Annotated in this window: 11 protein-coding genes; 7 read left to right on the top strand and 4 right to left on the bottom strand. The window is 64.2% G+C overall.

Annotated elements, in window-relative coordinates; translation table 11 throughout:
* Positions 1-34 precede the first annotated feature (34 nt).
* A complete protein-coding gene (locus tag BKX98_RS14735) occupies positions 35-733 on the top strand; it encodes a FadR/GntR family transcriptional regulator (protein WP_073707815.1) in 699 nt (232 codons plus the stop codon).
* 88 nt (positions 734-821) lie between these two features.
* Here BKX98_RS14735 and BKX98_RS14730 read toward each other — a convergent pair whose 3' ends face one another.
* From BKX98_RS14730 to BKX98_RS14715, 4 genes are read right to left on the bottom strand one after another with little or no spacing between them, the layout of a single operon-like run.
* Positions 822-1,214: a universal stress protein gene (locus BKX98_RS14730; protein ID WP_073707814.1), complete on the bottom strand. Its 393-nt coding sequence runs from the start codon at positions 1,212-1,214 to the stop codon at positions 822-824.
* The gene (locus BKX98_RS14725; protein ID WP_038993322.1) at positions 1,211-2,740 is read right to left on the bottom strand and encodes a tripartite tricarboxylate transporter permease; all 1,530 of its coding nucleotides are present in this window, start codon (positions 2,738-2,740) and stop codon (positions 1,211-1,213) included. The genes BKX98_RS14730 and BKX98_RS14725 overlap by 4 nt, the downstream gene beginning before the upstream one ends.
* 24 nt (positions 2,741-2,764) lie before the next feature.
* Positions 2,765-3,343 carry a tripartite tricarboxylate transporter TctB family protein gene (locus tag BKX98_RS14720; protein WP_233125397.1) on the bottom strand — a complete coding sequence of 193 codons (579 nt, stop codon included), beginning with the start codon at positions 3,341-3,343 and terminating at the stop codon, positions 2,765-2,767.
* 37 nt (positions 3,344-3,380) lie between these two features.
* A complete protein-coding gene (locus BKX98_RS14715) occupies positions 3,381-4,379 on the bottom strand; it encodes a tripartite tricarboxylate transporter substrate binding protein (protein ID WP_073707813.1) in 999 nt (332 codons plus the stop codon).
* 150 nt (positions 4,380-4,529) lie between these two features.
* On the opposite strand from BKX98_RS14715, the gene BKX98_RS14710 reads away from it, so the two are divergent.
* The 6 genes from BKX98_RS14710 (at position 4,530) to BKX98_RS14685 (ending at position 12,944) form a co-directional block, all read left to right on the top strand.
* Positions 4,530-5,420 (top strand): LysR family transcriptional regulator, encoded by an 891-nt coding sequence (locus tag BKX98_RS14710; RefSeq protein ID WP_038993320.1) that lies wholly within the window; start codon positions 4,530-4,532, stop codon positions 5,418-5,420.
* Positions 5,421-5,558: 138 nt separating this feature from the next.
* On the top strand, positions 5,559-6,497 hold the full coding sequence (gene kdgD / locus BKX98_RS14705; protein WP_073707812.1) for a 5-dehydro-4-deoxyglucarate dehydratase: 939 nt from the start codon (positions 5,559-5,561) through the stop codon (positions 6,495-6,497).
* A gap of 49 nt (positions 6,498-6,546) precedes the next feature.
* Positions 6,547-8,148 carry an aldehyde dehydrogenase (NADP(+)) gene (locus BKX98_RS14700; RefSeq protein ID WP_073707811.1) on the top strand — a complete coding sequence of 534 codons (1,602 nt, stop codon included), beginning with the start codon at positions 6,547-6,549 and terminating at the stop codon, positions 8,146-8,148.
* 3 nt (positions 8,149-8,151) lie between these two features.
* Positions 8,152-9,480 carry an enolase C-terminal domain-like protein gene (locus BKX98_RS14695; RefSeq protein WP_073707810.1) on the top strand — a complete coding sequence of 443 codons (1,329 nt, stop codon included), beginning with the start codon at positions 8,152-8,154 and terminating at the stop codon, positions 9,478-9,480.
* A 122-nt stretch (positions 9,481-9,602) separates the two neighbouring features.
* On the top strand, positions 9,603-10,544 hold the full coding sequence (locus tag BKX98_RS14690) for an AEC family transporter (RefSeq protein WP_073707809.1): 942 nt from the start codon (positions 9,603-9,605) through the stop codon (positions 10,542-10,544).
* A 450-nt stretch (positions 10,545-10,994) separates the two neighbouring features.
* Positions 10,995-12,944, top strand: coding sequence for a S8 family peptidase (locus tag BKX98_RS14685; RefSeq protein ID WP_073707808.1), 1,950 nt, complete (start codon positions 10,995-10,997; stop codon positions 12,942-12,944).
* Positions 12,945-12,948: the final 4 nt, after the last annotated feature.

Raw genomic sequence — 12,948 nt, 5'->3', positions numbered from 1 at the left:
CCTGCTAGGCGGTTCCGGCGCTTATCCTTTAACCATGCACAGCGACAAACCCAATCTGGCATCGGCCCTCGTCAGGCACCTGCGCGAGCAGATCAGCGGCGGTGCCATCCCTCCGGGACAGAAGCTGCCCAGCGAGAATGAGCTGATTGCCGAGCACGGGGTATCGCGCACCGTGGTCCGCGAGGCCATCACCCGGCTGCAGGCCGAAGGCCTGGTCTACACGCGGCGCGGTGCCGGCAGTTTCGCGCTGACTCCCCCGCCGGCTGCCGAGCCTTCCCAGCCCGCCGCGCCGCGCACCGTCGCCGAGCGCCGCCAGCTGCTCGAATTCCGCACGGGATTCGAAAGCGAGGCCGCCGCCCTCGCCGCAGCGAACCACCAGCCAGCCGACCTCAAGCGCCTGGATGCGGCCCTGCACGCCTTCGAGCAGGCCACTGGCCATGCGGCGCAGAGCATGCAGTGCGACTACGAGTTCCACCTGGCCATTGCGCAGGCCAGCGCCAACCCCTATTTCAGCCATGCGGTCCAGGGCTTCGGCCCGGCCATGATCTCCATGCCGCGCCAGCGCATCGAGTCCTCGGCGGACAGCCAGGGCGGGAGCCTGGATGCTGTCAGCGCAGAGCACCGGGGCATCCGCGATGCCATTGCCGCGGGCAACCCGATGGCCGCCGCGGCAGCCATGCGGGTGCATCTGGGCAATTCGTTGCGGCGCCTGGCCTTCGAGGCCGGTGCCTAGCCTTCCAATTCCGGGCACAGCACAGCGGCCGTATCGGCGGGAGACTCTCCTGCCGATGCGGCCGCTGCGTTCAGGCCGGGCCTGGCTGCTATCCTGCCTTGACTGCCAGCACAGGGTGCTGGGCCTGCAGCAGGATCCGCTGGGCGTTCGAGCCCATGATGAACTTGCCCACCTGGGTTCGCTGGCGTAACCCGATCACAATCAGCGACACGTCATGCTCATCGGCCAACCCCAGGAACTCCTCGGTCAGATCATCCCGGTAACTCGATTCGAGCACGGTCGCCTCCACACCCTGCTCCCGGGCTTCAGCCAGCACCCGTGCCAGGTCCTCCGGTGCTGCAGTATTCTTATCCACCAGCGACCCCTCACGCGAGGAGTTCACTACCAGCAGCGGCTCCGCGCGCAGCTTCGCTTCCTTGATGGCCGCGGCAACCGCGGCCTCCCCCACAGCACTGGGGACATATCCGACGATGATACTCATGCGTTTTCCTTTTCCTTCTGGACTGCGGCCACCGCAGACCGGCTCTTGCGCTGTTCCATGAAGCTCTTGGCCATCGGCCACACGGCGACTGCCACGAAAAGCACCAGCAGCGTGGCGGAGATCGGCCGGGCGAAGAAGCCCAGCAGGTCGCCCTCCAGCACCAGCAGCGAACGGCGCAGGTTCGATTCGAGCAAGCTGCCGAGCACGAATGCCAGCACCAGCGGGCCCGGTTCGAAACCGAACTTCTTCATCAGGTAGCCCACGGCGCCGAACAAGACCACCAGCAGCACATCGAACATCGAATTGCGGATGGTGTAGGCACCCAGCAGGGTGATCAATGCCGTGATCGGGGCGAGGATCGCCGCCCGGATCCGCAGGATCCGCACGAACACGCCGATCAGCGGGATGGACATGATCAGCAGCAGGATGTTGCCGATATACATCGAGTTCACCACGCCCCAGAACAGCTCTGGGTCATTGGAAATCAGCTGCGGGCCCGGGGTGACACCCTGGATCAGCAGCGCACCGAAGATGATCGCCATCGTCGCGTTTGCCGGGATGCCCAGGGTCAGCAGCGGGATGAACGAACTGGTAGCCGCGGCGTTGTTTGCCGTTTCCGGGCCGGCCACGCCCTCGATGGCTCCCTTGCCGAACCGCGAGGGGTCCTTGGCCCGCTTCTTTTCCATGGCGTAGGAGGCCAGCGAGGAGATGGTCGCTCCGCCGCCGGGAAGGATCCCGAGGAAGAAGCCCAGTACCGAACCGCGGCCGATCGCCCCGGAAGCCTGCTTGATATCCTTGCCCGCAGGCCAGACATTGGAGACCTTCATGGGTGCCGCCACTGCACGGTGGCGTTCCTCGAGGTTGTAGAGAATCTCGCCGACACCGAAGATGCCCATGGCAATCGGCACGAAATCGATCCCGTCAGCCAGCGACAAATTGCCGAAAGTGAAGCGTTCGGCCCCGGTGAACGTATCGCGGCCCACCGTGGCCAGGAACAGACCGGCGGCCGCGGCGATCAGCGCCTTGATCTTGGAGCCGCCGGAGATCGTGGCGACCAGCAGGATGCCCAGCAGCGCCAGCGCCGTGTATTCCGGCGGACCGAAATCCAGGGCGAAGCTGGCCACTACCGGGGCCAGAAAGGTCAATCCGATGATGGCCACGGTGCCGCCGATGAACGAGCCGATCGCGGCAATGCCCAACGCGGTGCCCGCCCGGCCTTGCTTGGCCATGACATATCCGTCGAAAACCGTGACCACCGAGCTGGCTTCGCCGGGAAGGCGCAGCAGCACCGACGTGATAGTCCCGCCATACTGGGCACCGTAGAAGATGCCGGCGAGCATGATGATCGCGGTCACCGGTTCCACCCCGTAGGTCAACGGGAGCAGGATAGCGATTGTCGCTGCCGGACCCAGGCCCGGCAGCACGCCGATGAGCATGCCGATCACGACGCCCATCAGGCAGTAGAGGAAGTTGGTGGGGTCCAGCACGGTGGAGAAGCCGTTCAGGACCGGTTCGAAGAATTCCATGATTGCGTACCTTCAGGTATGCGGCTAGAACAGCCGGGGAATGGTGGTGCCCAGGGCAGCGATGAAAATGGCGTAGAAGACCGCGACGATCAGCACGGAGTACAGGGTCGCCGAACGCCACCGCTCACCGCCCAGCCAGCGCATCCACACGAAGCACATCAGCAGCGAGGGAATCTCGAAGCCGATGCGCGGCATCAGCACCACCATCAGGATCAGCGTGCCGAAGCCGATGGCCGCGTACCAGCTCAGCACGCTGAACGTCTCACCGTCCTTGCCTCCATGCCGGCCGACAATGATCTGTGCGACGGCCAGCACGGCGGCCACCAGGCAGATGATGAACGGCCACATCCCGGCTTTCGGCGAAGACGGGGTGCCCAATCCCAGGCCTGCGGACAGCGCCATGCCGGCGATTCCGAGGGCGAGCACGACGAGGCTGGAAACCAGGTTCGCCACGCCTCCGGCAGCTTCCGGACTTTCGGCTTCCCACTGGGCTGCCAGCTCCTCCGGTGTTTCAGCTTCCGGCACCGAGTCGGCTGGCGGTGTCGCCGGATCCGGTACATGCTCTTCATGCCGGTCGGGGCGCTTGGATTCCATGGTTTTCATCTTTCCCACTCTCGGATCGGCTCATGCGGTGCGCTGGCTACTTGGTGGCCAGCGAGATGCCGTGCTCTTCGGTCAGTTCCTTGTACTTGGCTGCCAAGTCGTTCCATTCGTCTACGACTTCCTCGCCGGTGATCTCGTTGGCCGTGAGCATGTTCTTCTCGTTGAAATCCGCATAGGCCTCGGTGCCCACGGCTTCCTTGATCGAGTCGACCAGCTTGGTCTTGGTTTCCTCGTCCAGTCCCTTGGGCGCGGCGACTGCGCGGTACTGGGAGACCGGGACCTCGTAGCCGGACTCGATGGCGGTCGGCACGTCAGGCAGGTATTCGTTGCGTTCCTTGGAGAAGATCACGATCGGAGTCACGGTGCCGGCGTCGATCTGCGGCTTGGCTTCGCCCAGCTGGACGGTCGAGACCTGGACCTGGTTGCCCATCACGGCGGTCAGCGCTGGCGAGCCCGAGTCGAAAGGCACCATGGTGCCCTCGATGTCGGCCTGGGCCAGCAGCAGTTCCTGGGCCAGCTGCGACCCGGTGCCCACGCCGGTGGTGCCGAAGTTCAGCGACTTGCCGCTGCTCTTGATGTCATCCAGCGATTTGAGGCCCGAGTCCTTGCTGGCCACCATCACATAGTCATCCTGCGACAGTCCCATGAGCACATCCAGGTCATCGAGGGAGACCGCTTCTTCTTCGGATACAGCCAGCGGGGTAATGGTGATCAGCGAAGCGTTGAGCAGGATCAGGTTCTGCCCGTCGGGCTCCATCTGCGCTACTTCCTGGGTGGCCAGTGCCCCATTGGCGCCCGGCTTGTTGACTACCGGCACGGCCACGCCCAAGGAGTCCTTCATCCCGTCGGCCGTGGCGCGGGCGATGAGGTCTGTCGAGCCGCCAGCCGCCTGGCCGACGGTCAGTGTGACCGGACCGGAGGGGAAGCTGGACTCGGCGGCGGAGCCGCCCACGTTGCCGCCGCACGCGGTCAGGGCCAGCGCGGTACCGGCTGCCGTGAGGCTGAGCAGGGCGCGTCGGGTCAAGCGAGTAGTCATCGTGATTGCTCCTAAGTTTGTCGAGTGCGGACCAACAAGCAATGAAACCATGCAGCGGCTCATCGCTGTGTCCTTCGTTACAGACTAGAAAGCGGATATGATGCATGTCCAAGCTCATAAATGCATTGAATGATTCCCGAAAGGTATTGAATGTTCACCCTTGACCAAGCGCGCAGTTTTGTCGCGGTGGCGGAAGAATTGCACTTCGGCCGCGCGGCGGAACGGCTGAACATGACCCAGCCGCCGCTGAGCCGGCAGATCCAGAAACTCGAGCGCACGGTCGGCGTCGAACTGCTCGAGCGCGACAACCGCCGCGTGGCGCTTACCGCGGCCGGCCACGCCTTCCTGCAGGATGCCCGGCGGCTGGTCGTGGCCGCCGAACGCGCCCCTGACAACGCCCGCCGCATCGCTGCCGGCCAGCTGGGCGAGCTGCGCATCGGCTTCACCGCGGCATCGGGATTCAGCCTGCTCGGCACGCTGTTGGAGGAAATCTCGGCGCAGATGCCGCAGGTGCATCTGGAGCTAGCGGAGATGGTGACCGGCGAGCAGGTCGATGCCCTGCTGGATGGCGACATCGACTTGGGCCTGGCCCGCCCGCCTTTCGATGAGAACCTCTTCGAGTCTGCACTGCTATTGACCGAAGGGCTTTACGTGGCAGTCCCGTCCGGCCACCGGCTGGCCAAATTGCAGCGCGAGGTGCTGTTCGAGGACCTGCGCCATGAACCGCTGATCATGCACTCCTCCACCAAGGCCCGCTACTTCTATGACCTGGTGGTGCGCCGCATCGAGATCGAGCACAAGAACGTGCGCCATACCGTCAGCCAGGTGCTGACCATGATCGCACTGGTCTCCGCAGGGCGCGGCATCGCCTTCGTCCCGGAGAGCGCCAAGCTGCTGGGCGTGGGCGGGGTCAGCTACCTGAGGCTGGGCGAGGTCACCGATGATCCGGTGCAGCTGCACGCCATCTGGAGCAAGTCCTCGCGCAATCCGGCGCTGGAGCGGCTGGTCTCGATTGTGCGCCACACGCTGCACGCCGAATGATGCACACCAGGTATCAAACAATACAAATATGGGCTTGGACAGGCATCATTGAAGGTTCCTAGGCTGAGGGTGATACCAACGCACCACCCCAGCTTTCCCGCTTCACTTGATGCAGGAACCCAGTCAAAGGAACGAATCATGGCCCAGTACACCCCCGCCGAACTTGCCGCCAAGCTCAAGGACGGCCTGCTGTCCTTCCCGGTCACCGCGTTTGACGCGAATCTGGAAATCGACGAGGCCGCGTACCGCAACCACCTGGCCTGGCAGTCCAGCTTCGACGTCGCTGGCCTGTTCGCCGCCGGCGGCACCGGCGAAGGCTTCACGCTGACCCCGGAAGAAGCAGCACGGGTAGTCCGACTGGCTGTCGAGGAAGCGGGAACCAGCGTTCCCGTCCTTGCCTCGGCCGGCGGCTCCACCAAGCAGGCCATCCAGAATGCGCAGGACGCCGAGGCCGCGGGCGCCGAAGGCCTGCTGCTGCTGCCGCCATACCTGACCGAATGCGACCAGGAGGGCCTCTACCAGCACGTATCGGCCATCTGCTCCGCAACCAAGACCGGCGTGATCGTCTACAACCGTGCCAACGCCATCTACTCGGCTGATACCGTTGCCCGGCTGGCAGACAACCACGAGAACTTCATCGGCTTCAAGGACGCGCTGGGCGATATCGAGCACCTGACCAAGGTGTACGCCAAGAACGGGGACCGCCTGTTCTACCTGGGCGGGCTGCCTACCGCCGAGACCTTCGCGCTGCCGCTGCTGCAGCTGGGCATGAGCACCTACTCCTCGGCCATGTACAACTTCGTTCCGGAATTCGCGCTGGACTTCTACAAGGACGTCCGCGCCCAGGACCTGCAGGCGGTCAACGAGAAGCTGAACCGCTTCGTACTTCCGTACCTGGAAATCCGCGACCGAGTCAAGGGCTATGGCGTGTCCATCGTCAAGGGCGGGTTGAAGGCCATCGGCCGCGACTCCGGCTCGGTGCGCCCGCCGCTGCAGGATCTGACCGAGCAGGACCTGGCGGACCTGTCGGCGCTGATCCAGAAGGCAGGCATCGTTCCTGCCGGTGCAAGCCTCTAACGGGCATTCGCACTTCAGGCACACCAAGAATTCGACTCAGGAGTAATTCATGAGCACCACAACGCAGAACCTGGCCGGCCAGTCCATCCTCGCCGGAACCAGCACCGAAGGCAGCGGCCGGACGGTCAACGGCTACAACCCGGCGACCAACGAGCCGCTGGAACCTGCCTACAGCCTCATCGATGAGCAGCAGCTGAAGCTTGCCACCTCTGCCGCGGCCGAGGCCTTCGATTCCTTCCGCTGTCTGGAACCGGCGAAGCACGCTGACTTCCTGGATGCCATCGCGGATAACATCGAGGCAGTGGGCACCGAACTGGTAGCCCGCGCCATGGCCGAGACCGGCCTGCCCGAGGCGCGCCTGATCGGCGAGCGCGGGCGTACCACCGGCCAGCTGCGGCTGTTCGCCCAGGTCATCCGCCAGGGCGACCAGCACGGCGTGCGCGTGGACCCGGCACTGCCCGGGCGCGCCCCGGCAGCGCGCGTGGACATCCGCCAGCGCAAGATCCCGGTAGGCCCGGTGGCGGTCTTCGGCGCATCGAATTTCCCGCTGGCCTTCTCCACCGCCGGCGGCGACACCGCTTCGGCGCTGGCTGCCGGCTGCCCGGTGGTCTTCAAGGCGCACAATGCCCACCCGGGCACCAGCGAAATCGTGGGACAGGCGATCACCAAGGCGGTCAAGGATGCCGGCCTGCATCCGGGAGTCTTCTCCCTGGTCTACGGCCCGGGTGCTTCCATCGGCCAGGCGCTGGTGAAGGATCCAGCCATCAAGGCCGTGGGCTTCACCGGTTCCCGCGCCGGCGGTACCGCACTGATGGCCGCCGCCGCTGCCCGCCCGGAACCCATCCCGGTGTACGCCGAGATGAGCTCCATCAACCCGGTCATCTTCTTCGACGGCGCACTGGCCGAGGACCCGGCAGCGCATGCCGCCGCCTACCTCGGATCGGTCACCGGTTCCTCGGGACAGCTGTGCACCGCACCGGGCCTGGTCTTCGTCCCCGAGGGCGAGGCTGGCGACGAATTTGTGCGCGCCATCAGCGGCCAGGCACCGGAGACTTCCGGGCAGACCATGCTCACCGAAGGAATCTACCGCTCGTGGGTCAAGGGCACCGAGACCCTGTCCGCCCAGGAAGGCGTGGAGCTTGTAGGCCGTGGCACGGACGGGTCCACCGAGAACGCCCCGGCCCCGGTCGTCTACTCCGCCGGCATCAGCCAGCTGCTGGAGAACCCGGTGCTGCAGGACGAGATCTTCGGCGCCGCCTCGCTGGTCATCCGCTACGGCAGCGGCGAGGAACTGGCCACCGCGCTCTCCCGCCTGGAAGGACAGCTGACCGCCACGCTGCAGCTGACCGAGGCGGACCACGCCACCGCGGCCCAGGTCATTCCGACCCTGGAGACCAAGGTGGGCCGCATCCTGGTCAATGGCTGGCCGACCGGTGTCGAGGTGGGCCATGCGATGGTCCACGGCGGACCGTTCCCCGCCACTTCCGACCCGCGCACCACCTCGGTGGGCACCCTGTCCATCGAGCGCTTCCTGCGCCCGGTTGCCTACCAGAACTTCCCGGAGGCGCTCTTGCCCAAGCCGATTGCGGCAGGCAACCCGTGGAACTTGACCCGCCGTATCGACGGCGTCCTGCAGGCGAAAGGCGAATAATCCATGGCTGCACAACCCACCATTGCCTCGGTGAAGGTCATCCCGGTTGCCGGGCATGACTCCATGCTGCTGAACCTCTCCGGTGCGCACGGGCCGTTCTTCACCCGCAATATCGCCATAGTCACCGACTCCGAGGGCCGCACCGGCCTGGGCGAAGTGCCTGGCGGCGAGGCGATCCGGTCCACCATCGAGGAAGCCGGTGCACTGCTGGCCGGTGCCCCGGTCGCCATCTACCGTTCGCTGCTGCGCCAGGTCTCTGCCCGCTTCGCGGACCGCGACGCGGGCGGCCGCGGTGCGCAGACCTTCGACCTGCGCACCACCGTGCACGCCGTCACCGCACTGGAATCGGCGCTGCTGGATCTGCACGGCCAGTTCCTCGGCGTGCCGGTGGCCGAGCTGCTCGGCGACGGGCAGCAGCGTGACGCGGTGCCGATGCTCGGCTACCTGTTCTACGTGGGCAACCCGGACACGACGGACCTGCCGTACCTGCGCGAACCGCAGGGCAAGGACGACTGGGAGCGCCTGCGCCGCGAAGAAGCCATGACCCCTCAGGCCGTGGTGCGCCTGGCCGAGGCGGCACAGGCCCGCTACGGATTCAAGGACTTCAAGCTCAAGGGCGGCGTCCAGTCAGGCGACGCGGAAGTCGACGCGGTAATCGCCTTGAAGGAACGTTTCCCTGACGCACGCATTACCCTGGATCCCAATGGCGGCTGGCTGCTCGAAGACGCCATCCGGCTTGGCAAGCGCATGCGCGCAGTGGTGGCCTACGCCGAGGATCCTTGCGGTCCCGAGGGCCGCTTCTCCGGGCGCGAGGTCATGAGCGAATTCCGCCGCGCGACGGGGCTGCCTACCGCGACGAACATGATTGCCACCGACTGGCGCGAAATGGCGCACGCGGTGCGCACCAATGCAGTGGACATCCCCCTGGCGGACCCGCACTTCTGGACCATGTCGGGTTCGGTGCGCGTTGCCCAGCTGTGCAACGAGTTCGGACTGACTTGGGGGTCGCACTCGAATAACCACTTCGATATCTCGCTGGCCATGTTCACCCAGGTCGGCGCCGCCGCTCCGGGCGAGATCACTGCCCTCGATACCCACTGGATCTGGCAGGATGGCCAGGGCCTGACCGAGGAGCCGTTGGTGATCCGGGACGGGGAGATCAAGGTTCCGCAGCGCTCCGGTCTGGGTGTCACCCTGGACATGGATCGCGTCGCCGAGGCCCATGAGCTGTATCTTGAGCATGGGCTGGGTTCGCGCGACGATTCGGTGTCCATGCAATACCTGATTCCCGGCTGGACCTTCGACTCGAAGAGTCCCGCGCTGGTTCGCTAATGGGTCGCGACGTAATCTGAATACTGCGCCGTGGACGGTTGAGTGGGCTTTTGCCGCTTAACCGTCCACGGCTTCGATAAGCCCCGGTTATGGATTCACCAGTTCCGGGCGGGAAAGGCAATATGCAAGGAGTTCTACAGGGGTTCTCCGTTGTCTTGATCCTCATCGGCATCGGCCTGCTGACATCCATCGCCCTGCCTCGGAAACGCGCGGCGATTGCCCAGGGGCTGACCCCGCTGATCTTCTACATCACCAACCCCGCCCTGATGTTCACGCTGCTTGCCAGCACCGATCTGCGCGCGGTCGTTGGAGTCTTCACCCCGATAGCCTTGCTGGTTGCCGTGGTGACCGGCGCCGCCTATGCTTTGGTCGCGCGGCTGGTCTTCAAGACTCCAGCTCATCGGTTGCCGGCTGCTGCCATGTCAACGAGCTATGTGAATGCCGGAAACATCGGTGTGCCACTGGCACTGTACGCGGTGGGAAGCACCAGTCCCGTCGTGTCGGTGCTCATCGCGCAGTTGCTGATTATCGCTCCGGTCTACCTGTGCATGTTCGCGGTGCTCTCCCGCGCCAATTCCGGTGCCGCGGATAGCTCGCACGGCGGGAAAATGATCCTCAAATCCATTGCCAACCCGGTCACTATTGCGACCTTCCTCGGTGCGGTGTTCTCCTTCTTCGGCCTGGAACTGCCTGAAGTCATTCATGCGCCGGTGCAAATGATCGGCGACGCGTCCATTCCCCTGCTGCTGATGTCCTTCGGCATGGCGTTATACGGCCAACGCCCGTTTTCAGACAAGGACTTGAGAGGCGAAATCTACCTGGCGACCGCGTTCAAGGTGTTCTTCATGCCGCTGATCGCCTGGCTTGCAGCCCGCTTCGCTTTTGGCCTCTCCGGAATCGAACTGCTCGGAGTGGTGATCATGGCGGCGCTTCCCACCGCGCAGAACGTCTTGCTGTTCGCCCAGCAATTCAAGCTGCCTGTCGCTGTGCCACGTGAAGTGGTCCTGGCAAGCACCTTGCTGACATTCCCCAGCGTACTGGTCATCGCCTTCCTGCTGAGCTAGGCACGCGCGGCTCCGGGCAGCCGCGGAATGCCGAACCCGGAGCGAAACTTTTTATTCAAAGAATTAGCCTTGCTTCTCTGAAGTTCCTCGCGCAGGATCCAACGCTCGCAAAGCCGTGACCAGAAATCATCGACTACTGCCAAGTAGCTACTCTAGGCTGATGACATCATGCGAATAATTACGCGTTTGACTTAGTCAGCTCGGATCTGAAAATTTTGCGCTTGCTGAAGTCGCAGATAACCATCATTCATTTTCCGAATCCGCGAGTCCGCCGGGATCGACGCACAGAAATATGTGAAACACCTTTTTAGTACATGTGCAAATATAAAAGATTTATTTGAGAAGTACTTCCTTTAGGAGTTGAAGAGCAGTTACGCTCCTACCGGCACACACCACATCGATTGATCACCGACTTTTGTGCGCCCAAAAACCCCAATAAGGAGAACATCAATGGCACGTTTTTCCACCCCTCTTCGGAGGACCTTGGCCGTCTCGGCGGCCGTAGTGATCGGCATGAGCGGCTTCGGCATTGGCGCCTTGCCGGCCACCGCCTCCCCCGTTCCGATTCCCGCTGAAAAGTCCCTCCCCAAAGCCAGCGCAGACAACAAGGTCAAGATCGGTTCTGTTGAATCAGGCGAAGCCTACGACAAGTTCATCGTCACCTACAAGGCATCAGCCAAAGAAGCGGGCAAGTCCTCCCGCGCCAAGGCCTGGGGCAAAGCAGCCAAGGCAGCCGGCGTGTCCGTCAAGGAAATGCGCGCCATGGCCACCGGCAGCTTCGTGGTGAAGGCCGACAAGAAACTCAAGGGCGATAGTGCCAAGGAGTTCATGGCCGATATCGCGCAGTCCGGCCTCGTGGAATCGGTGGAACCAGATGCCATCATGAGGATCTCCATGACTCCCAACGACACCCGCTACGGCGAGCAGTGGCACTACAGCGGCACCAACGGCATGCGCTTGCCGTCGGCGTGGGACGTCGCCACCGGCGAAGGCAGCATCGTCGCTGTCCTGGATACCGGCATCACCTCGCATTCCGACCTGAATGCCAACGTCATTTCCGGCTACGACTTCGTCTCCAGCTCCGCGTCGGCCCGCGACGGCAACGGCCGGGACGCCAACCCGCAGGATGAGGGCGACTGGTACGCCGCCGGTGAATGCGGCGGCAGCTACTCGGGCAGCTCCTCCTGGCACGGCACCCACGTGGCCGGCACCGTAGCCGCGGTCACCAACAACTCCAGCGGCGTGGCTGGTGTTGCTCCGGATGCCAAGATCCAGCCTGTGCGCGTCCTGGCCAAGTGCGGCGGCAGCCTCTCCGACATCGCCGATGCCATCATCTGGGCCTCTGGCGGTTCGGTCCCAGGCGTTCCGAATAACCCGACTCCGGCTGACACCATCAACATGTCCCTTGGCGGTGGCGGCGCGTGCGGCTCCACCTACCAAGCAGCCATCAACTCGGCGGTGTCCCGTGGCACGTCGGTGGTTGTTGCCGCCGGCAACGAAAGCCAGAACGCTTCGAATTCCCGCCCGGCCAACTGCGAGAACGTCATTACCGTAGCGGCAAGCAACCCATCGGGCGCTCCGTCGTACTACACGAACTACGGCTCGGCCATTGATGTCACCGCGCCAGGCGGCGACACCCGCTACGCTGGCCAGGGCGTGCTGTCCACGATCAACACCGGCACCACCACCCCGTCCAGCCAGGGCTACACCTTCTACCAGGGCACGTCCATGGCCACCCCGCACGTAGCGGGCATGGTCGCGCTGATGAAGTCGGTCGACCCGTCGATGTCCCCGGCCGCAGTGGAAACCGCATTGAAGCAAGGCACCCGCGCGATGCCAGGCGGTTGCAGCATCGGTTGCGGTGCCGGTCTGGTGGATGCTGCCAAGATCATGAACGCCATGGAAGGCACCGGCCCCACGCCAACCCCGGATCCGGAGCCTAGCGGCAACCTGCTGAAGAACGCGGGCTTCGAGAATGGTTCGGAATACTGGACTGCTAACCGCGCCGACACCTTCGAGACCGGCTCGGCTGCCCGTTCCGGCAACGGCCTGGCTGGCCTGAATGGCTGGGGCAACTCCAACACCTACACCTTGGACCAGAAGGTCACCATCCCGGCAGATGTCTCCGCTGCGCAGCTGGAGTTCTACCTGCATGTGCTGACCAACGAAACCACTGCGTACAGCCAGTATGACAAGCTGACCGTACAGGTCCTGGACGGCTACGGAACCTACAACATGGGGACCTGGTCCAACCTGGACGCCAGCTCGAACTACGAACTGCAGACCGTCGACCTGGGCAACTTCCGCGGCAAGACCGTCACCCTGCGCTTCAAGGGCGTGGAAGACAGCTCGCAGGCCACCCTGTTCCGCATCGATGATGCAGCGGTAGCCACCAGCTAGCCCT

Origin of the sequence: Glutamicibacter sp. 0426, from assembly GCF_001906485.1 — a bacterium.
In the GTDB taxonomy this organism is placed as follows: domain Bacteria; phylum Actinomycetota; class Actinomycetes; order Actinomycetales; family Micrococcaceae; genus Glutamicibacter; species Glutamicibacter nicotianae.
The sequence above is the reverse complement of the archived record's forward strand: the minus strand, read 5'-3'. Positions and strand labels throughout refer to the sequence as shown.

What these genes read in the sequence shown, in the direction of transcription:
- BKX98_RS14735 (WP_073707815.1), top strand. Translation starts at nt 35, where the DNA reads ATGCACAGCGACAAACCCAATCTGGCATCGGCCCTCGTCAGGCACCTG.
- BKX98_RS14730 (WP_073707814.1), bottom strand. Translation starts at nt 1,214, where the DNA reads ATGAGTATCATCGTCGGATATGTCCCCAGTGCTGTGGGGGAGGCCGCG.
- BKX98_RS14725 (WP_038993322.1), bottom strand. Translation starts at nt 2,740, where the DNA reads ATGGAATTCTTCGAACCGGTCCTGAACGGCTTCTCCACCGTGCTGGAC.
- BKX98_RS14720 (WP_233125397.1), bottom strand. Translation starts at nt 3,343, where the DNA reads ATGAAAACCATGGAATCCAAGCGCCCCGACCGGCATGAAGAGCATGTA.
- BKX98_RS14715 (WP_073707813.1), bottom strand. Translation starts at nt 4,379, where the DNA reads ATGACTACTCGCTTGACCCGACGCGCCCTGCTCAGCCTCACGGCAGCC.
- BKX98_RS14710 (WP_038993320.1), top strand. Translation starts at nt 4,530, where the DNA reads ATGTTCACCCTTGACCAAGCGCGCAGTTTTGTCGCGGTGGCGGAAGAA.
- kdgD (WP_073707812.1), top strand. Translation starts at nt 5,559, where the DNA reads ATGGCCCAGTACACCCCCGCCGAACTTGCCGCCAAGCTCAAGGACGGC.
- BKX98_RS14700 (WP_073707811.1), top strand. Translation starts at nt 6,547, where the DNA reads ATGAGCACCACAACGCAGAACCTGGCCGGCCAGTCCATCCTCGCCGGA.
- BKX98_RS14695 (WP_073707810.1), top strand. Translation starts at nt 8,152, where the DNA reads ATGGCTGCACAACCCACCATTGCCTCGGTGAAGGTCATCCCGGTTGCC.
- BKX98_RS14690 (WP_073707809.1), top strand. Translation starts at nt 9,603, where the DNA reads ATGCAAGGAGTTCTACAGGGGTTCTCCGTTGTCTTGATCCTCATCGGC.
- BKX98_RS14685 (WP_073707808.1), top strand. Translation starts at nt 10,995, where the DNA reads ATGGCACGTTTTTCCACCCCTCTTCGGAGGACCTTGGCCGTCTCGGCG.